Origin of the sequence: Coprococcus sp. HCN-4056 (assembly GCF_037892645.1) — a bacterium.
GTDB classification, from domain to species: Bacteria; Bacillota; Clostridia; order Lachnospirales; family Lachnospiraceae; genus Coprococcus; species Coprococcus ammoniilyticus.
This window is the reverse complement of the sequence record NZ_JBBKBL010000001.1, coordinates 105,880-127,949: the sequence shown is the minus strand read 5'-3', so window position 1 is coordinate 127,949 and position 22,070 is coordinate 105,880. Positions and strand designations below refer to the sequence as shown.

The 22,070-nt window shown below is 42.3% G+C and carries 21 protein-coding genes and 1 other RNA gene; 19 read left to right on the top strand and 3 right to left on the bottom strand.

The genetic code is table 11. The annotated features are described in order from the left end of the window. Positions 1–30 precede the first annotated feature (30 nt). The 4 genes from WKT03_RS00465 (at position 31) to WKT03_RS00450 (ending at position 4,865) form a co-directional block, all read left to right on the top strand. Positions 31–1,254 (top strand): ATP-binding protein, encoded by a 1,224-nt coding sequence (locus tag WKT03_RS00465; protein WP_117784507.1) that lies wholly within the window; start codon positions 31–33, stop codon positions 1,252–1,254. A 242-nt stretch (positions 1,255–1,496) separates the two neighbouring features. Further along, positions 1,497–2,693: a pyridoxal phosphate-dependent aminotransferase gene (locus WKT03_RS00460; protein WP_008402408.1), complete on the top strand. Its 1,197-nt coding sequence runs from the start codon at positions 1,497–1,499 to the stop codon at positions 2,691–2,693. A 15-nt stretch (positions 2,694–2,708) separates the two neighbouring features. Then, positions 2,709–3,326 (top strand): Maf family protein, encoded by a 618-nt coding sequence (locus WKT03_RS00455; protein ID WP_117784506.1) that lies wholly within the window; start codon positions 2,709–2,711, stop codon positions 3,324–3,326. A gap of 87 nt (positions 3,327–3,413) precedes the next feature. Beyond that, entirely contained in the window at positions 3,414–4,865 is a 1,452-nt protein-coding gene (locus WKT03_RS00450; RefSeq protein WP_117784505.1) for a nicotinate phosphoribosyltransferase, read from the top strand. A gap of 30 nt (positions 4,866–4,895) precedes the next feature. Here the strand turns inward: WKT03_RS00450 and WKT03_RS00445 are convergent, their stop codons facing one another. After that, positions 4,896–5,549 carry a hypothetical protein gene (locus WKT03_RS00445; RefSeq protein WP_117808042.1) on the bottom strand — a complete coding sequence of 218 codons (654 nt, stop codon included), beginning with the start codon at positions 5,547–5,549 and terminating at the stop codon, positions 4,896–4,898. A gap of 329 nt (positions 5,550–5,878) precedes the next feature. On the opposite strand from WKT03_RS00445, the gene WKT03_RS00440 reads away from it, so the two are divergent. From WKT03_RS00440 to WKT03_RS00400, 9 genes are all read left to right on the top strand, one after another. Beyond that, positions 5,879–6,757, top strand: coding sequence for a DegV family protein (locus WKT03_RS00440; protein WP_173789201.1), 879 nt, complete (start codon positions 5,879–5,881; stop codon positions 6,755–6,757). Between the two features lie 246 nt (positions 6,758–7,003). Continuing rightward, entirely contained in the window at positions 7,004–7,360 is a 357-nt protein-coding gene (locus WKT03_RS00435) for a hypothetical protein (protein WP_226801099.1), read from the top strand. 19 nt (positions 7,361–7,379) lie between these two features. Further along, positions 7,380–8,168, top strand: coding sequence for a TatD family hydrolase (locus WKT03_RS00430; RefSeq protein WP_243000303.1), 789 nt, complete (start codon positions 7,380–7,382; stop codon positions 8,166–8,168). A 57-nt stretch (positions 8,169–8,225) separates the two neighbouring features. Beyond that, entirely contained in the window at positions 8,226–9,089 is an 864-nt protein-coding gene (rsmA, locus tag WKT03_RS00425) for a 16S rRNA (adenine(1518)-N(6)/adenine(1519)-N(6))-dimethyltransferase RsmA (RefSeq protein ID WP_340390759.1), read from the top strand. A 126-nt stretch (positions 9,090–9,215) separates the two neighbouring features. Beyond that, a complete protein-coding gene (locus WKT03_RS00420; protein WP_340390758.1) occupies positions 9,216–10,316 on the top strand; it encodes a DUF6128 domain-containing protein in 1,101 nt (366 codons plus the stop codon). Between the two features lie 203 nt (positions 10,317–10,519). Continuing rightward, complete coding sequence (gene tadA / locus WKT03_RS00415) at positions 10,520–10,984, top strand: tRNA adenosine(34) deaminase TadA (protein ID WP_117784725.1); 465 nt, start codon at positions 10,520–10,522, stop codon at positions 10,982–10,984. An 82-nt stretch (positions 10,985–11,066) separates the two neighbouring features. Beyond that, positions 11,067–11,330, top strand: an RNA gene (ffs, locus tag WKT03_RS00410) — signal recognition particle sRNA large type. Between the two features lie 189 nt (positions 11,331–11,519). Beyond that, positions 11,520–12,110 (top strand): HD domain-containing protein, encoded by a 591-nt coding sequence (locus tag WKT03_RS00405; protein ID WP_021944638.1) that lies wholly within the window; start codon positions 11,520–11,522, stop codon positions 12,108–12,110. Between the two features lie 33 nt (positions 12,111–12,143). Then, the gene (locus WKT03_RS00400; RefSeq protein ID WP_021944639.1) at positions 12,144–12,611 is read left to right on the top strand and encodes a hypothetical protein; all 468 of its coding nucleotides are present in this window, start codon (positions 12,144–12,146) and stop codon (positions 12,609–12,611) included. Between the two features lie 134 nt (positions 12,612–12,745). Here WKT03_RS00400 and WKT03_RS00395 read toward each other — a convergent pair whose 3' ends face one another. Next, complete coding sequence (locus WKT03_RS00395; RefSeq protein ID WP_021944640.1) at positions 12,746–13,816, bottom strand: undecaprenyldiphospho-muramoylpentapeptide beta-N-acetylglucosaminyltransferase; 1,071 nt, start codon at positions 13,814–13,816, stop codon at positions 12,746–12,748. A 4-nt stretch (positions 13,817–13,820) separates the two neighbouring features. Continuing rightward, positions 13,821–14,066, bottom strand: coding sequence for a TIGR03905 family TSCPD domain-containing protein (locus WKT03_RS00390; RefSeq protein ID WP_008402427.1), 246 nt, complete (start codon positions 14,064–14,066; stop codon positions 13,821–13,823). A 223-nt stretch (positions 14,067–14,289) separates the two neighbouring features. Here WKT03_RS00390 and WKT03_RS00385 point away from each other — a divergent pair, with 223 nt between their 5' ends. The 6 genes from WKT03_RS00385 (at position 14,290) to WKT03_RS00360 (ending at position 22,069) form a co-directional block, all read left to right on the top strand. Next, positions 14,290–15,243: a hypothetical protein gene (locus WKT03_RS00385; RefSeq protein ID WP_340390757.1), complete on the top strand. Its 954-nt coding sequence runs from the start codon at positions 14,290–14,292 to the stop codon at positions 15,241–15,243. A 133-nt stretch (positions 15,244–15,376) separates the two neighbouring features. Then, on the top strand, positions 15,377–16,282 hold the full coding sequence (locus WKT03_RS00380) for a polysaccharide deacetylase family protein (RefSeq protein WP_243100452.1): 906 nt from the start codon (positions 15,377–15,379) through the stop codon (positions 16,280–16,282). 74 nt (positions 16,283–16,356) lie between these two features. After that, positions 16,357–17,712 carry a glucose-6-phosphate isomerase gene (locus WKT03_RS00375; protein WP_008402430.1) on the top strand — a complete coding sequence of 452 codons (1,356 nt, stop codon included), beginning with the start codon at positions 16,357–16,359 and terminating at the stop codon, positions 17,710–17,712. Between the two features lie 134 nt (positions 17,713–17,846). After that, entirely contained in the window at positions 17,847–18,932 is a 1,086-nt protein-coding gene (locus WKT03_RS00370) for a CDP-glycerol glycerophosphotransferase family protein (protein ID WP_340390756.1), read from the top strand. A gap of 142 nt (positions 18,933–19,074) precedes the next feature. Then, positions 19,075–19,854 carry an IspD/TarI family cytidylyltransferase gene (locus WKT03_RS00365; RefSeq protein WP_021944644.1) on the top strand — a complete coding sequence of 260 codons (780 nt, stop codon included), beginning with the start codon at positions 19,075–19,077 and terminating at the stop codon, positions 19,852–19,854. Between the two features lie 70 nt (positions 19,855–19,924). Further along, positions 19,925–22,069, top strand: coding sequence for a DHH family phosphoesterase (locus WKT03_RS00360; RefSeq protein ID WP_021944645.1), 2,145 nt, complete (start codon positions 19,925–19,927; stop codon positions 22,067–22,069). Position 22,070 lies beyond the last annotated feature (1 nt).

Sequence of the window (22,070 nt, the reverse complement as noted above, 5' to 3'; positions counted from 1 at the left end):
TATTTTGGCCGAAAAAAGAGGTGCAGATATATGGAATATATTCATAGAGATTTAGAAAAAAAGATAAAAGAATTAGCAGAAGACTATTCCTGTATATTAATTACAGGACCGAGGCAGGTTGGAAAAACAACTTTATTTAAAAAATTAATGGATGAGAATAGGACAGTGGTGAGCCTGGATGATCTGGAAGAAAGGAAACTGGCACAGACAGATCCTGCTATGTTTTTGCAGATGCATGATCTTCCGATTTTAATAGATGAGGTACAATATGCTCCGCAATTATTTCCATATATTAAGATGGCGATAGATAATGGAGCACCGGCATCATCATTTTGGTTGACCGGATCGCAGGCATTTCGGATGATGGAGCTTGCACAGGAATCTTTGGCGGGAAGAACTGCTATTATTCACATGTCATCTTTGTCACAGCATGAGTTGTATGGAGCAGGCGAGAATATTAAGTTTAGTGTTGATCTGGAAACATTAAAGCATCGAAGCAAAAATGGAACAAAGGTGGAGTTGCCGGAGCTATATGAGAGAATCTGGATGGGATCTATGCCGGGTTATAGAAGTGGACGATACAAAGACAGAAATGTTTTTTATTCTAGTTATATTCAAACATATATTGACAGAGATGTATCAGAGTTGATTACAAATGTTGATAAACTTGTATTTATGGACTTTGTAAGAGCTGCAGCATGCAGGTGTGCACAAATGTTAAATATACATGATATAGCAAATGATGTTGGCGTTTCAGATGAGACAATTAAACGATGGCTGCAGGTGCTTGAGAAGTCCGATATTATTTTTTATTTACGTCCTTATTCTAATAATCTGTTAAAGAGAACAGTTAAGACACCAAAATTATATTTCTTTGATACAGGCCTGGTTTCGTATCTCACAAAATATACAACTCCGGAAATACTTGAAAACGGGGCGATTAATGGGGCAATACTGGAAAATTATGTTGTTTCCGAAATTCGGAAGACATATCAAAATGAAGCGGATGAATGCCTTATGTGGTATTACAGAGATAAAGACAGTAATGAAATTGATATGGTGATTGAAAGTGATGGTATGGTGCATCCGTTAGAGATAAAACGCTCAGTAAATCCAGGAAGTGAACTGACCAGGGCATTCAGAATTCTGGATAAAGGAGCAGTTCCAAGAGGAAAAGGAGCAATCATCTGTATGCGTCCGAAACTTTCAGCTGTTGATTCAGAAAATTACATTGTTCCGATCTGGACAATATAATAAAGAATTTGTAAATAGAATGCAGAATCTGTTTATAAACACATCAGAAAATAAACACAATTTAGACACACATCCCTTATATACTATGTATTGTAAGAGTTTTTCATTTATTTGAATCCTCTCTCCCCTCATTTTTTGCAAGTGGTAATAAGTCTTTTCCCCGATTTATTACCACTTGTTTTTTTGCCTTTTCGGCGGTATACTTCCATTATTAAATTCACAACAGACGGAGGATAACAGGTATGATTTCGGAAAAATATGCAGATATGACAACCAAAGGTTCTATAATAAGAGAATTTGCGCAGTATGCATCAAAACGTGCTGCAGAGATCGGAAAGGAAAATGTATATAACTTTACGATCGGCAATCCTTCTGTTCCGGTATGTCCGGAGTTTACAGAGACATTGGAACGGATGTTAAAAGAAGAAAATCCTTTGACGCTTCACGGATACAGTCCGACACTTGGTATTATGTCCGTCAGAGAAGCGGTTGCAGATTCTTTAAATAGAAGATTTGGAATGGAATATACAGCAGATGATATTTTCATGACCTCCGGTGCAGCAGGTGCGATCGCACATGCGATTCGTTGTGTAACAAAGCCGGGAGATGAGGTGATCACATTTGCTCCATATTTCCCTGAGTATGTTCCATATGTTGACGGAACAGGTGCGGTGCTTAAGATCGTGCCGGCGGATATTACATCCTTCCAGATCAATTTTGATGCATTTCTGGAGCTTTTAAATCCAAATGTACAGGCAGTTCTTATTAACTCTCCGAATAACCCGTCCGGTATCGTATATTCAACAGAGACGATCAAGAAGCTGGCTGCAATTCTGGAAGAAAAGCAGAAGGAATATGGACATGATATCTATATTATCTCCGATGAGCCTTATCGTGAGATCGTATTTGAAGGAACGGATTCACCATTTATTTCATCCTTCTATGACAACAGTATCTGCTGTTATTCATTCAGTAAGTCACTTTCCCTTCCGGGTGAGCGTATCGGATATGTAGCGGTAAATCCGAAATGTAAGGATGCGAAGCTGATCGTTCTGATGTGTGGTCAGATCTCCAGATTTACAGGACATAACTGTCCGCCATCCATGATCCAGCTTGGTGTGGCAGAAGTGATCGATAAGACAGCTGACCTGTCAATCTATGAGAAGAATAAGAATATTTTATATAAAGAGCTTACAAATATGGGATATGAGTGTGTAGAACCGGGCGGAACCTTCTATATGTTTCCAAAGACTCCGATCGCGGATGCAAATGCATTCTGTCGTATGACAGCCAGCAAGCTGGATCTGATCCTGGTACCGGGAGACAGCTTTATGTGTCCGGGACATATGAGACTTGCTTACTGTACCACAACAGAGATGGTAGAACGCGCACTTCCGTTATTTGAAAAAGCAATGAAGCTTGCAAAAGAGATGGAGTAATCAAAGGAGAACATCATGGTTACACAGATTCCGATCATACTTGCATCGAATTCACCGAGAAGAAAAGAGCTGCTTGAAAGAGTCGGTTATACATTTACTGTTATGCCAAGTGACTGCGATGAAGCTACCGATATCCGTTTTCCAAAGGATATGGTAATGGAGCTTGCCGGGAGAAAGGCAGAAAATGTATATAAAAAGGTATGTACAGATCGTGCCGGTACGGAAGCAGAGACACAGCCGTTTATCGTGATCGGTTCCGATACGGTCGTCGCATTAAATGGCAGGATCCTTGGAAAACCGGTTGATTATGACGATGCATATAATACGTTGAATAGTTTGTCAGGACAGACACATAATGTATATACAGGTGTTTCTATTATGTACTACGACGGAGAGAAATGCCGGACAAAGACATTTTACGAGAATACAGAGGTTACATTTTATCCGATGACGCATGAGGAGATTGTCGGATATCTTGCGACGGGAGATCCGTTTGACAAAGCAGGAAGCTATGGGATACAGACACAGGGTGGCCTGTTTGTGAAAGGAATCAAGGGCAGTTATGACAATGTTGTCGGACTTCCGCTTTCCCGGTTGTACCATGAGTTAAATGAGATGTTATATGGGCAGTAATGTGTGAGAAAACGATGTGCCGATCATGTATGATAGAATAGTAGAGATTATAAACTGCTGAAAAAAGAAAGGCAGGAGGACAGAGATATGGACGAAAAGAGAAATTTTACCTTATTAACAGACTTCTATGAATTGACGATGATGCAGGGATATTTCCGTGAGAAAGCAGATGATATCGTTGTATTTGATGCATTCTACAGAAAAAATCCATCCGGAAGCGGCTATGCGATCGCCTGTGGTCTGGAACAGGTGATCGACTATATCAAGAATCTGTCCTTTTCCTATGAAGACGTTGATTACTTAAGAAGTCTGAATATGTTTGATGAAGAATTTCTGAATTACCTTGCAGGATTTCATTTTACAGGTGATATCTATGCGATTCCGGAAGGTTCTGTAGTATTTCCGTATGAGCCACTTGTGAAGGTGGTTGCACCGATCATGGAAGCGCAGTTGGTTGAGACCGCATTGTTAAATATTGTGAACCATCAGAGTCTGATCGCTACAAAGGCATCCAGAGTCTGCTATGCAGCAAAAGGGGATGGTATCATGGAATTCGGACTTCGCCGTGCGCAGGGACCGGATGCCGGAACCTTCGGTGCGAGGGCGGCAGTTATCGGTGGCTGTGTCGGAACCTCAAATGTAATCTGCGGTAAGCAGTTCGGCGTGCCTGTACTTGGGACACATGCACATAGCTGGATCATGAGCTTCCCGGATGAATATACAGCATTTAAGAGATATGCAGAATTATATCCGGATACATGTACATTGTTGGTTGACACATATGACACATTGAAATCCGGTGTGCCAAATGCAATCCGGGTATTTGATGAGATGAAGGCAGAGGGAAAGATGCCGACCAGATATGGAATCCGTCTGGATTCCGGTGACCTTGCATATCTGTCTAAGAAAGCCAGAAAAATGTTGGATGCAGCGGGATATCCGGATGCAGTCATTGCAGCATCCTCTGATCTGGACGAATATCTGATCAACAGTTTGAAGAATCAGGGTGCAGCGATCACGTCATGGGGCGTTGGAACCAATCTGATCACATCAGCAGATAATCCATCTTTTGGCGGTGTTTATAAGCTTGCGGCGATCAAGAAGCCGGAGGATGAAGAATTCACAGCGAAGATCAAGATATCAGAGAATCCGGCGAAGATCACAAATCCAGGAAATAAGACGGTATTCCGTCTGTATAATAAGGAGACCGGAAAGATCAAGGCGGATCTGATCACACTTTCCGATGAGACATATAATGAAGCGGAGGATCTGGAGATATTTGACCAGATGGCTACATGGAAGCGTTCGACACTTCCGGGGGGTTCTTATGAGATCCGTGAGATGCTTGTCCCGGTATTCTTGAAGGGACAGTGCGTATATCAGAATCCATCCACGATGGAGATCCGCGAGTATTGCCAGAAAGAACTGAATACACTCTGGGATGAGACCAGACGACTGGTAAATCCACAGGAGGTATTTGTCGATCTGTCAAAACCGTTATATGATCTGAAACAGAAGCTGTTAAACAGCCGACATTGATGCAGAAATGGTCAGATCAGAAAATATATATTATTTTATCGTCCGACCGGCGTTATAATGGAAATCTTTAATATCAAAATTCATAGCAGAGATCTCGCTCATAGCAGCGTTGATCTCTGTTGTTGTTTTCGGAGCTGCTTTTTTGATATGAGCCAGTGTTGTTTCATATGCTAACATCTGTCGGAGAACATTTCTGCAATAGGCTTCTTCCTCCACCATGGTATGGATATTATACTTTTGCAGGTAATCTGTCATAAAATCGGGAAGCATATTGATCTGGTAAAGAATATAGGCACGAATGGTGTGACCGATCATGTATATAGTAGCAAGAATTAAAACACCCAAAGCGATCAAACCTGTGATCGTCCGCAGGATCATTCCTCCACCCATAACAATGACTGTAAGATGAAAATAATCATATCCAAGCAGAAGAATTAAGAAAATCACATTATAGATAAAATGTGTTTTCAGACTGTGCCTCCTCTTAGGAAGTCCGTCGATCTCGGCGGTATATACCATTTTATAATATTCAATCTGTTTATCGGTATTGTCGATCATATCCATCAGATCAAAATATTCCTGTGAATATGGAGGATCAGATTTCTCTGCTGCTTCAGAGAGATCTGTTTCGATTGTCGGTTTATTCTTAGGTGGTTTCTGATCATTTGCCTTTAAATTTAACATATGCAATCCCCTTATGTAACCTGTCTGCATGTGTGAATCACATGCAATGCTGCTTTTCAAGTTTGTTTATGGATTTTATTGTAACACAATTTATTGCGGGATAGGGAACTCTGTATGAAAAAGTAAAAAAATATCTAGTCTTTCAAACCATGTTACAAAGCCCCGAAAACCATGGCTTTTCTATATAGAAACTACGATTGACATTTGCTGTTTGAATCATCTATATTATAAAAAGTTAAGAAATACAGGCATTTTTGAAACTTGAAATTAGTAGAGTGTATAAGAGTTTTGAAGTGCCGGTTTACAAATAGAAAGATGAGGTTTTACCTATGAGCAAGATCAGGATCATAACAGATTCAGCTAGTGATATTTCGACTGCTGAGGAACAGAAATATAATATATTAATCCTTCCGTTTCCGGTAACGATCGGTGACAAATCTTATATGAGCAGAGTCGATTTTGACAATGACGGTTTTTATAAGTTAATGGAGGAAAATCCAAACGAGCTGCCAAAGACGGCGCAGATCACAGCATTCCAGTTCGACGAGCTGTATAAGGAGCAGTTTGATGCAGGATATACAGATATTATATTTGTCAGCATCAATAAAAAGGGTTCTGCTACCCATGATAATGCAGTCATGGCAAAGAATGAATTCTTTGAGGAGCATCCGGAGTATGCAGGAAAAGGAACGATTCAGATCTTTGATGGTGTTGGATATAGCGGTCAGTATGGATATCCGGTTGTGCAGGCAGCAAAGATGGCAGAAGAAGGAAAAACAGTGGATGAGATCACTGCTTATCTGTCAGACATTCTTCCGAAACGACGGATCTACTTCGGTATTTATGGATTGAAATATGCAGCAAAATCGGGACGTATTCCAAGTGCAGCAGCACTGGTCGGTGATGCACTTGGCGTAAAACCGATCATGAAGATATGGGCAAATGAGATCGTTACAGCATTCAAATGCCGCGGTGAGAAGAAATTACTGGCAAAAATGGCAGATGTCTCAGCAGCAGATATGCTTCCGGGTTCGCCATATCAGATCGTATATGGATGTGATGATGTATGCAGGGATGAACTGGCTGCCAAGATGACAGAAAAGGTTGGTTATGCGCCGGACGATTTCTTCCAGATCGGAGCAGCGGTTGCTTCGAATGCAGGGCCAAAGGTAGCCGGAGTTATTTTTACGGTAAAAGACGAAGCATAAACAGAATATAGATTTTCATAGAAAAGACCTTTGTTCACAGGAGCGGAAGCAGATATACAAGAATCGATGTGGATAAAGGTCTTTTTGTATGGGGATTGACTGGCATGAAAAAGATGAATTGTGTGGCATAAAGGAAGCCGATTGGCGTAAAGAATGACAACAGTTGGTTGCATATGCTGATCTTAGTAGTGTATACTTAAAAGAATGAAGAAAAATGTGCCGGCAGATGAAAGGCAGATGAGAGATATGGGTGACACACCAAAGATTGAAGAAACAACATTTTATCATATTAATTATTATTTGTATGGAAAGGCATTTAAGGGAAGTTATCAGGGCATGCGGTTCCGCCTTGCCAGAAATCCCCTTGAAAATGTATTTTTTAAACCAAAAGAAGTACAGGATGCAGGAACTCTGATGGCAACGGTCTGGCCGGAGCCGTTCAGTTACGAGAATACGGATGATGAAAAGAAGCTGACAAAGGAATTTCCATTTTCGGAAGAAGGAAAACTTGCAGCGGTAGACTGGCTCAATGAGCAGTACGAGAGCCGGAAAGAAGAATGGGATGCAGCGAAGCATACAGACTGGAGCAGTTTGAGAAAATAAATGACCGAGGAATATGAAGATGATATTTGAGACACATGGACATTACGATGATGAGCAGTTTGATACAGACAGAGAGCAGTTATTAGAAGAATTTCAGAGACAGGATATCCGGTATGTTATGAATATAGGAGCTAATATTGCGACTTCAAAGGCATCTGTCGAACTTGCGCATCAATATGATTTTATCTATGCAGCGATCGGAACGCATCCGGATGATGCACCGGAGCTTTCAGATGCGGCGATCGAGATGTATCGGCAGATGGCAACAGATGAGAAGGTAAAGGCGATTGGAGAGATCGGACTGGACTATTTCCATGAGGATGTTCCCAAAGAGGTGCAGATCCACTGGTTCCGAAAGCAGTTGGAGCTGGCAGAAGAATTGAAGCTTCCGGTTGTGATCCACAGCAGGGATGCGGCAAAGGATACCATGGATATCATGAAAGAGATGCAGGGAAGACTTTGCGGTGGCGTCATTCACTGTTTTTCATACAGTACAGAGATTGCAAGAGAATATATTAAGATGGGATATTATATAGGCGTTGGCGGCGTAGTGACATTTAACAATGGACGTAAGCTGAAAGAAGTAGTGGAAGCCATTCCGCTTACCAGTATCGTATTAGAAACGGATTCGCCGTATCTGTCACCTGTACCATTCCGTGGAAAACGGAACTCTGCCCTTAATATTCCTTATGTGGCAAAAGAGATCGCAGCATTAAAGGGAGTTACGGAAGAAGAAGTGTATGACGTGACATTTAAGAACAGTCTGAAGTTGTACAGAATGGAAGAAAATATGCAGGCAGAGGCGTAGAAAGAATGACTGCGTGATAAGATGAAAGCGTAAGAATGCATAGATGGAGGACAAGACATGGAGAAATTAAGTAACCCGCAGGTTACGATACAGACAATAAAGAAATATGAGTTTGCATTTCAGAAGAAATTCGGTCAGAATTTCCTGATCGATGACCATGTGATTACAAAAATTATAAATGCGGCAGAAATTACGAAGGACGATCTGGTACTGGAGATCGGACCGGGAATCGGAACAATGACACAGTATCTGGCAGAGTCAGCCAGAAAGGTGATCGCAGTTGAGATCGATAAAAACCTGATCCCAATCCTTGGAGAAACATTGGCAGAATATGATAATGTAACTGTTATCAACGAAGATATATTGAAGTTAGATATCAACCGGCTGGTGGAGGAAGAAAATGCAGGCAAGCCGATCAAGGTCGTTGCCAATCTGCCATATTATATTACAACTCCGATCATTATGGGCTTATTTGAAAGTCATGTACCATTACAGTCAATTACGGTCATGGTACAGAAGGAAGTAGCAGACCGGATGCAGGTAGGACCGGGATCGAAAGATTATGGTGCGTTGTCACTTGCAGTCCAGTATTATGCAAAACCGTATATTGTCGCAAATGTGCCGCCAAACTGTTTTATCCCAAGACCGGGTGTAGGATCTGCGGTGATACGGCTGACCAGATATGAGGAGCCGCCGGTGACAGTAAAGGATGAGAGTCTGATGTTCAAGCTGATCCGGGCATCCTTTAACCAGAGAAGAAAGACGTTACAGAATGGAATTGCAAACAGCCCGGAGCTTCCATATTCAAAAGCACAGGTGGAGAAAGCTTTGGAAAAAATGGAACTTGCCGCAAATGTTCGGGGAGAAAGTTTAACGCTGGCAGAATTTGCAAAGTTAAGTGATATTATTTCCGAAGAATAAAGGAATAAGTTACAGTAAAAATGCATAGATACAAGTAAGGCTTGTCTTTCGGGGAGAATGTCGGACGCAGACATGACTTCCTGTCGGACAAAAAATGTCAGATAGAAAAAAGAGACGGAGGTATCTATGGTTTACTGGAACAGATTTATATCATATATTTTCAGGTATCACGAATATGACAAATGCGAGAACACGGGATTTGCGAAGGTGCAGAAGCAGAATGAGAAGGGCAAGATGCAGGTGAATTTTAAGGATCAGGTCAAGAAAGAGGGGTTGTATTCGGTTTATCTGTATCGTGAGACGCTTGCAGATCCGGAGGAATATCCGGAGGCTGTGCCGGACAGCATGATTCCGGTTGTGTTGTATCTTGGAAAATTAAGCCTGAAATCCGGAAGAGGAGAAGACTGCTTTACCTTTGACTGGAATAATGTCAATCATACCGGTCGGCCGATCACAGCATGGAGCGGCATTATCATAAGACGGATGGGCGAAGAAGAAAGTGATATTTTCTGCTCCTCATGGACGGATAATATCGTGGATTACAGTCAGGCATTTGCCCGGCGGGAGGCAGCAGAAGCTGAACGGGAAAGAAGAGCAGATGTTGCAGCAACGGAGTATGATCGGAGAAGAATCGTGTCCGAGACGATGACGGAATCAGAAAACATGGACAGCGAATCTGAGGCGGAGACAATGGCTTCAGAAGTGAAAGAAACGACACATACAGATACAGACAACCCGGAAACCGTTTTGCCGGAAACGGAGGAGTCTCCAGATGAAAAGACATTTTCCCAGACCGATGAGGAAACAGAGAAGCGGGTAACGGCAGCCGAGGTCTTAGAAACAATGAAAGAAGACGGAAGGGCAGCAGAACTGATGGCGAACCGGGAAAAACTTCCGCTTCTGCCAAATTGCCCGGATGGAGAAAATGGAGTGATCGAGTGTGTGAAGATCAATCCGAACGATATCGGACTGCTGAACATGGATAACTGGCGGCTGGGGGTGAACAGCTTTCTGACACATGGATTTTACAGCTACAAATATCTGATGCTCGGCAGGGTGCTGTTTGACGAAGAAGATACGAATGGATACATATTGGGAGTACCGGGAGAGTATTCATCCAAAGAAAAATATCTTGCGGGAATCTTTGGATTTGATCGTTTTATACCGGTGAAGGAGACAAGGATCAAGACCGGAAGCTTTGGTTACTGGGTGGTAGATCTGAAATAAAAAGGATTGCGGCAAAAAGCAATGTTGGTTGAATGACGGAGAATGCCGGTGTGGAGAAGAAAATGGAACAGAGTACAGAAGAAAATGTAATAGAACAAAGAATAAATGATGATCAGAATATACGGAACAGAGAAGATGAAGAAAAAGATATACGTGCAGATCAACAGGTGACAGAACCGGAGATATCCGATGAAGACAGGAAAATGTATGAAGCATATATGGCAAAGGCGATTAAGCTGGCGCAGAAAGCCTATGTGCAGGGGGATGTTCCGATTGGCTGTGTGATCGTAAAGGATGATAAGGTGATCGCACGGGGATATAACAAGAGAAATCTGAAGAAGACAACACTGGCACATGCAGAGCTGCTTGCGATCGAGCAGGCATCAAAGAAACTCGGTGACTGGAGGTTAGAGGATTGCACGATGTATGTAACATTAGAACCGTGCCAGATGTGTGCCGGAGCTATTGTACAGGCAAGGATCCAGAAGGTTGTGATCGGCTGTATGAATAAGAAAGCCGGCTGTGCCGGTTCAATCCTGAATATGTTTGATATGCCTGCATTTAACCATCAGGTAGAAACCGTATATGGTATCCGGCAGGAGGAGTGCAGCAGCCTGATGAAGAACTTTTTTGCAGACCTGCGGAAAGGTGTTATTTCAAAAAAATAAACAGGTTGACGTATGTGCGATCGTCATTTATAATCAAGTATGCGTCAAAATATGGCGTACAATTTAATATGTTATAAAGTTTCCATGCAACCGGGGAAGTAGCGGTGCCCTGAACCTGCAATCCGCTATAGCAGGGGTGATAGTTTTCTTGAGGGATGTCCACTGTAGGGCTGCCCTTAGTAAGTGGCGTTGATGTCTGGGTCTTGCGCAACAGGACTCTTCGAACCGTGTCAGGTCGGAGACGAAGCAGCACTAAGGAGAATCTCCTGTGTGCCGCGAGGGTGCCTGGGCTGAGCTAACTGCTAAGGTAACGCTTATGGCGGCATTTCGAGAGAAAACTGCATGGATTTTTTTGATAAAAATATTTATAAAATTTTCAAAAAAATATAGCAAATCTATATAAAAGATGCTATCATAGATAATGATACTTTCTTTTTTTATGGGAAAGTTCTGGAGAAATGATATTTAGTAGGACTTCAGATATTCTGACAGTACGAAAGATACAAAAAAGGTAGATATCAAGGGGCGAACAGAGATGAACTACGCTGATGTAATTGAGTTTGTCAAAACGCAGACCGCGGAGAATGGCAGACCGCCAAATTATGAGTTTAGAAGTAGATTCGAGCATACAATGCGCGTGTACAGATGGGCGATCAAATTACAGTCTAAATTAGGCGGTGATTTGGATATTATTGTACTTGCGGCACTTTTGCATGATATTGGATGGGATGAGAACAGACCTCACGGAGAGGTTGGAGCAGAGATTGCAGTAGAATATCTTGACAGCATAGGAGTTGATCCGGAGAAGATTGCCAAGATCGGAGAGATCATTATGATCCATGAAGAAAAGGATACAGATGCAGACCTGTCATTGGAATGCCGTATCGTTATGGATGCTGATCTTCTGGATGAGGTTGGAGCTGTCAGTGTACTTTGGGATTCAATGGCTACAGCGCTGGAGGATGACGCCAGCTATAAGAGAGCATATTACAGAATTAAAAACTTTTACAGGATTAATAAACCGAAGATCAGACGTTGTAAAACCGATGCAGGAAGAGTGGAATACAATAAGCGTATGCAGCTTCTTGAAGAATTTATCTTTCAGTTGGAAAAAGAGCTATTTTAGATTTAATAGTGTAAAGGAAATGGGAGTGTTAATATGAAAACTTTTTTGAAGATATTAGTAGCAATTATCATTGTTGGAGCATTATGTTTTGGAATTTACTGTATTCTTCCGGAAACATCTCAGATGTATGTAAAGGGAAATATTCAGTACCGTACAAATGAAACAGCTAAGACTCAGGTTGATAAGATCAAGAAAACCAAGATTCCGGGAACTGAGAAGACATTCGGTGCAGGACTTGAAGGACTTTGTAAGAGCTGTGCATGGTACTATGAAGAAGAGGCAAATGGTGACTGGATGGTTACATTCTATGGTTCAAAGGCAACAATGGATCTGACAACAGCAGGTATGGATCAGATGTATACAGAACAGCCGATGAAGGTAACATTTACAGTTCGAAATAATTCTCAGGTTGATATCGTAATGGAGATCAAGGGAGATATTCTTTCTACAGATCAGGCGAAGACAGCCGCGTATGAAAAGATTGCAAATGCAGCGAAGTAATTTAATACATACCATATAAAAAACAGGCATATATCATTTTGATATGTGCCTGTTTTTTATATGCGTTATGCCGGCATTTGGTAACTGCAAGCCAACTGGTGCAGCGAACAGTCTGTATTTGACTGCTGCTGTGCTTATTTGTTATTTACCAGCTCCTCAATCATGCCGACTATAATTGAAGTGGAATCTGTAAGATTACTCTTCTCCATTGTTTCGATGTAAGTCTGTTTGTTGTTGTATACATCATCGATCGCAGCGAATAATGTTTCGGAGGATAATTCCTCTTCCTTTATCACATAGCTGTAGCCGCTCTTTTTGAAGGATTCCGCATTTAAGATCTGGTCGCCACGGCTTGCAGCAGCGGATAACGGGATCAGGATATTCGGCTTGCGAAGGGCAAGTAATTCACAGATCGCATTTGCACCGGCACGGGAGATCACGAGATCGGCAAGAGCGAGCATGCTGCTCAGTTCCTTCTTTATATATTCATATTGAGCATAGCCCGGCTTGTTATCTAAGCTGTGATCCAGATTATCCTTACCGCAGAGATGGATCACGTTGAAACGCTCCAGCAGTTTATCAATATTTTCGCGGATCGCTCTGTTGATCACGGCACTTCCTGAGCTGCCGCCAACGATCAGGATGACAGGCTTGTTGTCTGTAAATCCGCAGAAGTTGATCGCATCAACTGCATTTCCGTTGAAAAGCTCTTTACGGATCGGAGTTCCGGTCACAACTGCCTTGCCCTCCGGAAACATATCCTTTGTCTCCGGGAAGTTACAGCATACACGGGATGCCTTTGGAAGCTCCAGCTTATTTGCAAGTCCCGGTGTCATATCAGATTCATGGATGATGACAGGGATGTTGCAGGATTTGGCTGCAAATACGACAGGAACTGTTACAAAGCCACCCTTTGAGAATACGACATCCGGCTTCAGTTCCTTCATTAACTTCTTGGCTTCTCCCATACCCTTAATAACGCGGAATGGATCCGTGAAGTTCTTAAGGTCAAAATAACGTCTGAGCTTACCGGAGGAGATTCCATGATAAGGAATGTTCAGATCCTCGATCAGCTTACGTTCCATTCCGTTATAAGAACCAATATAATGGATATCATATCCAAGCTTCTGTAATTCCGGTATCAACGCTATATTTGGTGTAACATGTCCGGCAGTTCCGCCACCGGTAAGGATGATTCGTTTCATATATTTATGCCCCCTGAAGATAATTCTTAAGCGCCTTTGCTAACTGATCCGGACAGGATGTTGGCTTAAAGCTGCATGTTGTTCCTTCCAGTTTATCAATGACATCTTCTACTTTCATACCTTCGACTAAGGCACTGATACCTTTCAGGTTACCATTGCAGCCACCGGTGAAAGAAACATTTTTAACTTTTCCATCTTCTACTTCAAAATGAATATTAGTAGAGCAGGTTCCTTTTGTTTTGTAATCCATATTAAATTACCTCTTTTCTATTATAGTCCAAAATAACTATATACATTCTTAAATGGGTTCAAATCGAAACCAGTATACCAAAAATGAAAATAAAGGTAAACATTTGTCGTGTGATTTGGCTTGAAAAATCAAAAAATTCAAAACTATAATGGAACCACCCTGAATCCGGAGCGGGGTATCGGAACTGAAAACATGAAAAATTATTTGAAAAGGGGAAATGGTTATGTTTGGAACTATTTTGGAACAGAGTATTTTTTTGTATGTGATCGCGGCAACGGGAATATGCGGAATTACAGCAAAGCTGATAATGAATGGATTTTTAAAGGGGCTGGTCAGAGAAGTCGGAAGTATGAAAAGTACAAAAAAGAAAGCACTGGTGGAGATACGAAAAAGGTACGAGGAGTTATCGTATCTTGATGTGGGTATCCGGGATACGAGATCGTTTGTCGAGAAATACATATATAAACTGAAGCTTGGTAAGAGCTACGTCAGCTCCTGGAACAGCTTCTGCAGTAATATGATGATCCTTGCCGCCGGAACAGGCATGATCGGAACCTGGTGGGAATATCGGACAGGCAGTTCTATATTTGCAAGTACACAGATTGGCATGTGGGGCATTGTTGCATGTGGGGTTATGCAGATGGTCTACAATGTATTCAATACCCGGAGAAAATGTGAAATGCTATCAGCAGAACTTGTCAACTATATGGATAACAGCCTGGCAAACCGCCTGAAACGGGAACAGGAAAAACAGATGGAGAGCAGTAAACAGGAAGCAGAAGACAGAAGCCGGAGTGGTCTGAAACAGACAGCAGCGGCTATTATAGAGCCAAATGTGATCGATATTGATGCGGCGCTGGCACAGATGGGAGAGCAGAAGGACAGACGGAGCGAGAAACAGACAGAAGCAGAGCGTAAAAAAGGACGGGAAGCGGATAGCAAGAAGAAAAACATGCAGGAGTCTGATCCTGCACGGGAAAGAATCACGGCAAAATCGAAAAAAACAATGCGGGCAGAGCAACGCAGATCAGAGAAAAACCGGCGGCAGCCGGCAGCTGAAGAGCAGCAGTCTCTGAAACAGACCGCAAAGGCTGAAGAGCGGGAGGTAACGGAGGAACAGATTGCGGCGTGTGATGCATTATTTGACAAGCTGCTGCAGGGAATCAGTACAACCTGACAGGTATAGGTATAAACAGCAGAAGAAACAGCATATATTATATCCAAAATAACAATTGGAAGTGGTTGCAGTCAAAAAACTGTATGTAGTTTCGGGAATTATGATGTGTCTGTTTCTGACAGGCTGTGCCGGAATGGCAAAGAGCAGAGCTGGTAAAAACGGAAATGTAGCAACACCGGGAGACTGTCGGGTGCAGAAAGAGGGAAATCAGGCAGCTGATGGTTCCGGTGGACAAAATGACAGTACGGATGGACGAAAAGGAGGAAATGATAATGGAAGTGTAGAAGACCAGACAGAGGCGACGACGGAGGATATGACGCTGCTTCGGGATTATGATGCGGTCAGCAATAAGAAGTTTTCATGGTACATTGTACGGGATAAAAATCATGGGATCAGTGACTGCGATCACAGTTTTTCGATCGAACAGTATGATGCATATTATGTGGATCAGGATGCAGGAGATGACAAAGTTATGTATCTGACCTTTGACTGCGGTTATGAGAACGGATATACAGAACAGATACTGGACACGTTAAAGAAGCATAATGCAAAAGCTTGTTTTTTTGTTACACAGACGTATATCAGGGATAATGTGGAGCTGGTAAAAAGAATGAAAGAGGAGGGCCACCAGGTTGGCAACCATACCGTTACCCATCCTTCCATGCCCGGTATCAGTGTGGAGAAACAGAAGGAAGAATTGCAGACCTGTGCCGATTATATGAAGGAGGCCACGGGCTACCGGATGGATCCGTATTTCAGACCGCCAAGTGGTGAGTACAGTGAAAGGGTACTCCAACTGGCAAAGGATATGGGGTATAAGACCATCTTCTGGAGCATGGCATATTTAGATTATGATGTAAATAATCAGCCGGGGAAGGATTATGTGATCGAGCATTTTGATAAATATTATCATAATGGAGCGATCCCGCTCATGCATAATGTGTCGGAGTCAAATGCGCAGGCGTTAGATACGGTGTTGTCAAATTTAACAGAACTTGGTTACAGATTTGTATCACTTGATGAAATGTTCGAAAAATAGTTGATTATGGGGGTTCCTTTTGCTACAATTATCCATAGCTTTGAAAAATCATATAAGCAAGGAGAGATAATAAAATGGCAAAGACAGTAAGTTTCGATTTTAAGAATGTTGCTGGTATGGCTTCCGCTGAGGACATCGCAGCTATTAAGGAAGAAGTTGTTGCAGCAAAATCAACACTTGTAAACAAGACTGGTGAAGGAAACGATTTCCTTGGATGGATCGATCTTCCGGTTGACTATGATAAGGAAGAGTTCGCCAGAATCAAGAAAGCGGCAGCTAAGATCCAGTCAGATTCAGATGTTCTGGTAGTTATCGGTATCGGCGGTTCTTACCTTGGTGCAAGAGCAGCGATCGAAGCTTTAAGACACAGCTTTTATAATTCAGTAGATAAAGAGATCCGTAAAACCCCTGAGATCTATTATGCAGGAAGTAATATCAGCAGTACCTATATGGCACATCTGTTACAGGTGATCGGAGACAGAGATTTCTCTATCAACATTATTTCCAAGTCAGGTACAACAACAGAGCCTGGTATTGCATCCAGAATCTTCAAGAAGAAATTAATTGAGAAATATGGCAAAGAAGAAGCAGCTAAGAGAATCTATGCTACAACAGATAAGGCAAAGGGAGCATTAAAGACACTTGCTACAGAAGAAGGATATGAGACATTCGTAGTACCTGATGATGTAGGTGGACGTTTCTCAGTTCTGACAGCAGTAGGTCTTCTTCCAATCGCAGTAAGCGGAGCAGATATTGATAAGCTCATGGAAGGTGCTGCATCAGCAAGAAAGGATTGTCTTGCAGAGAACTTCGACGACAGTGATGCTATGAAGTATGCAGCAGTTCGTAATATTCTGTACAGAAAGGGCAAGTCTATCGAGATCCTTGCCAACTTTGAGCCGGCATTACATTTCGTAGCAGAATGGTGGAAGCAGTTATACGGCGAGAGCGAAGGAAAAGATGGTAAGGGATTATTCCCAACAGCAACTGACTTTACAACAGACCTTCATTCATTAGGACAGTTTATCCAGCAGGGTTCACAGAACCATTTCGAGACAGTAATCAATGTGTTACATCCAACATGTGAGATCGTTATGGAAGAAGAGGATTGTGATCTTGATGGTCTGAACTACCTTGCAGGCAAGACAGTAGATTTTGCAAATAAGAGTGCTATGAACGGAACAATTCTTGCACATGTTGATGGTGGAATCCCAATCATCCAGATCAACATCGACAAGATCGATGAGTTCACATTAGGTGAGCTGTTCTACACATTTGAGTTTGCATGTGGTATCAGTGGATACACACTTGGTGTAAATCCATTTAACCAGCCAGGTGTAGAAAGCTACAAGAAGAACATGTTCGCATTACTTGGCAAACCAGGAAACGAAGAACTTGGCAAAGAGCTTCTTTCCAGAATCAATGGTTAATAAAGTTAGATAGAAGATGACGATAAGCCGGCGGCATACGCATGAAAACGCGGATGCCGCCGGTTTTCAAAATAGTCGAAAGGTTTATTTTGAAGCACATGAAGATAGTATTTTATATAAAACAGGTGTTGAAAATGGCGATGCAGCAGATCTATCTGCCGATGCTCTACAAACGGTATGCCGGAAAGCCGGTCGAAAAGGGACTGGTAATTTTTGCCGATGCACATCATGAGGATCTACCTTTTTCCATGAGAAAAATGTATGAAACACTGCAGGGAGATCCAGAGTATAAGAATGAAACGTGGGTCACTGATTTTGGAAAGATGGGATATGGCAGTCTGTTAAAATGGTTGAAGCAGTTTATGAAACGGTATGCGGCCGCCGAATATGTGTTTATCTGTGATAATTTCCTTCCGGTTTCTGCCTGCACAAAACGTCCGGAGACGAAGGTTGTGCAGCTCTGGCATTCCGGAGGACTGCTTAAGAAAAGCGGATATGACACGACGGAAGATATTCCGAAGATGTATAAAGGTGATTCGGTTTACAAAAACTATGATTTGCTGACCGTCAGTGCACTATGCTGTGTGCCGGTATTTACAAAGACGATGCGGCTTGCACCGGGTGTTGTACAGGCAACCGGGATCAGCCGTTCAGACTGTTATTATGATGAAGCGTGGAATCAGGCAAACCGTGAGGAATTTTACCGGAAATATCCAGATGCAAAAGGGAAAAAAGTCATCCTGTGGGCTCCGACATTTCGTGGAAATGCAGCTATGCCGACGCTCTGTGGAATGGAAGAAATACAGAGAGCCATGAAAGAAACCTCAGACCGGTATTACTGGGTGATCAAGCTGCATCCGCATCTGGAAGAAAAGGGAATGAAGTCGAACTGCGATCTGCCATCCGAGAAAATATTTGCAGTTGCAGATCTGCTGATCACGGATTATTCGTCGGTATTATTTGACTATATGGTATATGAGAAGCCGTTTTTATTCTTTGCACCGGATTTTGATTCCTTTGACCATGCCAGAGGATTCTATGTTCCATATGATTCTTTCCCATGCCAGATCGTATCCGATGGAACGAAGCTGGTGGCTGCGATAGACCGGGAATTCACACAGGATCGGACAGATGAGATCCGGGAATGCCTGAAATACCATATGCAAATGTGTGATGGACAGGCAACGGAGCGGATTTTGGAGGTTGTGAAAAACCTATAGTTGAATTTTTTGTGAATACGTTATAATATTAATATATCTATGCAGAATGGGATAAGTATATACAGGAACATTCTGTGAGGGGATTGCCAGACGGCAGTCCGGTTTCATGAAAATAATTAGAGAAAAAAGGAGAAAACAGTAGATGAATATAGCAATTATTTTTGCAGGTGGAAGCGGAGTAAGAATGGGAGCAGGTGTCCCAAAACAGTTTCTTGAGATCAATGGAAAGCCAATTTTGATCCATACATTACAGTTATTTCAGTACCATGATCAGATTGATGCGATCTATATTTCTGTTCTGAAGGATTACATTCCTTATGTAGAGGATCTTGCAAACGAATATCACCTTACAAAGGTAAAGCATGTATTAGCAGGTGGAGCAACTTCACAGGATTCTATTTACAACGCACTTAAGATGGCAGAGTCAGAGTGCCCGGAGGATTCTATCGTGCTGATCCATGATGGCGTTCGTCCATATGTATCTTATGATGTTATTGCAAACAATATTGCAACCGTTAAGAAATATGGAAATGCGATCACATCAACAGCCTGCTATGAAACGATTATGATCAGTGAGGATGGTATCGAGATTGATTCCGTACCACCAAGAAAGGATACTTATTCTGCACAGGCTCCACAGTCCTTCTATCTGAAGGATATCATTGCAGCACATGATGTTGTCCGCGCTACACCAACCGGTTATGAAGGAATGGTAGATGCATGTACAATCATCAGAAGCCAGAATATCGTTGCACATATCGTAGAAGGCAACAGAGGAAATATCAAGGTAACAACACCGGAGGATGTATACATGTTCCGTGCGTTATTGCAGTATAAGGAAAATGAGCAGGCATTTGGTCTTGGAATTACAAACAAGATTGATACCAGAATGAGTCAGTATAAGAAAGACAATGAGAAATAGATCATAGACTCACATACAAATATGAATAAAGACAGGGCATTTTTCAGGATGCCCGGAAAGGATTATCTCCATGAATGATAACAGACATACAGACACCAGACATGAAATATATTTACAGATGCCGCTTTATGTGATCGCATTATTTGTACTTTGTGATATCTGGATGCTGACGGTCAGTGTTGTTGCAGGAATTGTAGGGATCATATTTACTGCAGTGTACTCGGTTGTGGTGATAGTCCTTTATATTTCTTCCAGAGTGTCCAGTGAAGCCGCATATGCAAATCGTGCAATGGAAAATGGGCGGGTTCAGAAAGATCTGATCCGTGAGTTCCCGATTCCATATGCGATACTGGATAAGACAGGCAGGATCGCATGGGCGAATGATGAATTTGCTCATATTACGAACACCAGCAAGCGGAAGCTGATGCGTCTGACTGCGATGCAGGTATTTGAGGGACTGACCCATGAGATGATACCGGGTGAGTGTGATGAGCCGGTACATGCGGATATTGAATACGATGGAAAAGAGTACAGGGTTGAGATTAAGAATATTCGGGTAAATCCGGATGGACCGGTAGACAGTGTCCAGGAACAGGAGACCTCAGAACATGAGGAGGAAATGGAGAATCTGCCGGTTACAGAGGACCAGCCACAGGAGAAGAAAACGATCAAACGGAAAAAACATACAGGAGTTACAAACTTCACCGCTATGTATCTGTTTGATATGACAGAACGGAATAAACTGGCAAAAGAGAATGAAGAGCAGAAGCTGGTGACCGGTCTGATCTACATTGATAATTACGATGAGATATTTGATGACCTGGAAGAGGTAAGACATTCTCTGCTGGTTGCTCTCGTCGATCGAAAGATCAATAAATATATGGCAAACGTAGATGCCATTGTACGTTCCTTTGAGAAGGACAAGTACATGTTTGTCATGCCGAAAAAATATCTTCCACAGCTTCAGGAGAATAAGTTTGCGTTGCTGGATGAAGTAAAAGCAATCAATATCGGAAATGATCTTCCATTGACGCTTTCAATCAGTCTGGGCACGGAATATAAGAGCTTTATAGAAGATTTTGAAGCTGCCCGTTCTGCAATGGAACTTGCACTTGGACGAGGTGGTGATCAGGTTGTATTAAAGTCGAATGACAAGATCACTTATTACGGCGGACGTAGTCAGGGCACTGAGAAATCAACCAGAGTAAAAGCCCGTGTTAAGACACTGGCATTCAAGGAATTACTGGAAACAAAAGAAAAAGTTATCATTATGGCGCATAAGAATCCGGATATGGATGCATTTGGATCGGCGATCGGCGTATACCGGATGGTAAATTCCATGAATAAGGAGGCACATATCGTAATCAATGAAGTGTCCTCTGCCATCAGTCCGATCTATGGTAATTTTACTGCCAACAGTATGTATGGGGATGATATGATCATCAACAATGAGCAGGCGATCGAGATGATCAATGCTGATACCATGCTGGTTGTTGTGGATGTCAATAATCCAAGTCTGACGGAATGTGAGGAGCTGATCTCCTATGCAAAGACGGTGGTTGTATTCGACCATCACAGACAGACCAAGGATGTCATTGCCAATGCAACCCTTTCTTATGTAGAACCATTTGCATCATCTGCATGTGAAATGATCGCAGAGATGTTGCAGTACATGGATGAAAAAATTAAGCTGCGTCCGTCCGAGGCGGATGCTATGTATGCCGGGATCCTGATCGATACGGATAATTTCCTGACAAAGACAGGCGTGCGTACCTTTGAAGCGGCCGCATATTTAAGAAGAAGCGGTGCGGATGTTATGCGTGTTCGTAAGATGTTCCGGAGTGATATTGATTCTTACAGACAGAAGGCAGATGGTGTCAGAAATGCCGAGATGGTTCTCGGAATGTTTGCGGTATCTGTATTTGAACCGAAAGAAGGTCCGGAGTCACCGATCGTATTGACAGCGAAGGTGGCAAACGAGATGTTAAATATAGCAGGCGTGCGTGCCTCCTTTGTCATTGCACAGCTTGGAGATGATGTTAAGATATCAGCCCGGTCGATCGATGATGTAAATGTACAGATCATCATGGAACGTATGGGTGGCGGTGGCCATGCGAATATTGCAGCCGCACAGTTTACGAATACAACAAAGGAAGAAGTAAAGGAACAGCTTGTCAATTTACTTGAGGAGATGTACAAGGAAGGAGATATTTGAT

What these genes read in the sequence shown, in the direction of transcription:
- WKT03_RS00465 (WP_117784507.1), top strand. Translation starts at nt 31, where the DNA reads ATGGAATATATTCATAGAGATTTAGAAAAAAAGATAAAAGAATTAGCA.
- WKT03_RS00460 (WP_008402408.1), top strand. Translation starts at nt 1,497, where the DNA reads ATGATTTCGGAAAAATATGCAGATATGACAACCAAAGGTTCTATAATA.
- WKT03_RS00455 (WP_117784506.1), top strand. Translation starts at nt 2,709, where the DNA reads ATGGTTACACAGATTCCGATCATACTTGCATCGAATTCACCGAGAAGA.
- WKT03_RS00450 (WP_117784505.1), top strand. Translation starts at nt 3,414, where the DNA reads ATGGACGAAAAGAGAAATTTTACCTTATTAACAGACTTCTATGAATTG.
- WKT03_RS00445 (WP_117808042.1), bottom strand. Translation starts at nt 5,549, where the DNA reads ATGTTAAATTTAAAGGCAAATGATCAGAAACCACCTAAGAATAAACCG.
- WKT03_RS00440 (WP_173789201.1), top strand. Translation starts at nt 5,879, where the DNA reads ATGAGCAAGATCAGGATCATAACAGATTCAGCTAGTGATATTTCGACT.
- WKT03_RS00435 (WP_226801099.1), top strand. Translation starts at nt 7,004, where the DNA reads ATGGGTGACACACCAAAGATTGAAGAAACAACATTTTATCATATTAAT.
- WKT03_RS00430 (WP_243000303.1), top strand. Translation starts at nt 7,380, where the DNA reads ATGATATTTGAGACACATGGACATTACGATGATGAGCAGTTTGATACA.
- rsmA (WP_340390759.1), top strand. Translation starts at nt 8,226, where the DNA reads ATGGAGAAATTAAGTAACCCGCAGGTTACGATACAGACAATAAAGAAA.
- WKT03_RS00420 (WP_340390758.1), top strand. Translation starts at nt 9,216, where the DNA reads ATGGTTTACTGGAACAGATTTATATCATATATTTTCAGGTATCACGAA.
- tadA (WP_117784725.1), top strand. Translation starts at nt 10,520, where the DNA reads ATGTATGAAGCATATATGGCAAAGGCGATTAAGCTGGCGCAGAAAGCC.
- WKT03_RS00405 (WP_021944638.1), top strand. Translation starts at nt 11,520, where the DNA reads ATGAACTACGCTGATGTAATTGAGTTTGTCAAAACGCAGACCGCGGAG.
- WKT03_RS00400 (WP_021944639.1), top strand. Translation starts at nt 12,144, where the DNA reads ATGAAAACTTTTTTGAAGATATTAGTAGCAATTATCATTGTTGGAGCA.
- WKT03_RS00395 (WP_021944640.1), bottom strand. Translation starts at nt 13,816, where the DNA reads ATGAAACGAATCATCCTTACCGGTGGCGGAACTGCCGGACATGTTACA.
- WKT03_RS00390 (WP_008402427.1), bottom strand. Translation starts at nt 14,066, where the DNA reads ATGGATTACAAAACAAAAGGAACCTGCTCTACTAATATTCATTTTGAA.
- WKT03_RS00385 (WP_340390757.1), top strand. Translation starts at nt 14,290, where the DNA reads ATGTTTGGAACTATTTTGGAACAGAGTATTTTTTTGTATGTGATCGCG.
- WKT03_RS00380 (WP_243100452.1), top strand. Translation starts at nt 15,377, where the DNA reads ATGGCAAAGAGCAGAGCTGGTAAAAACGGAAATGTAGCAACACCGGGA.
- WKT03_RS00375 (WP_008402430.1), top strand. Translation starts at nt 16,357, where the DNA reads ATGGCAAAGACAGTAAGTTTCGATTTTAAGAATGTTGCTGGTATGGCT.
- WKT03_RS00370 (WP_340390756.1), top strand. Translation starts at nt 17,847, where the DNA reads ATGGCGATGCAGCAGATCTATCTGCCGATGCTCTACAAACGGTATGCC.
- WKT03_RS00365 (WP_021944644.1), top strand. Translation starts at nt 19,075, where the DNA reads ATGAATATAGCAATTATTTTTGCAGGTGGAAGCGGAGTAAGAATGGGA.
- WKT03_RS00360 (WP_021944645.1), top strand. Translation starts at nt 19,925, where the DNA reads ATGAATGATAACAGACATACAGACACCAGACATGAAATATATTTACAG.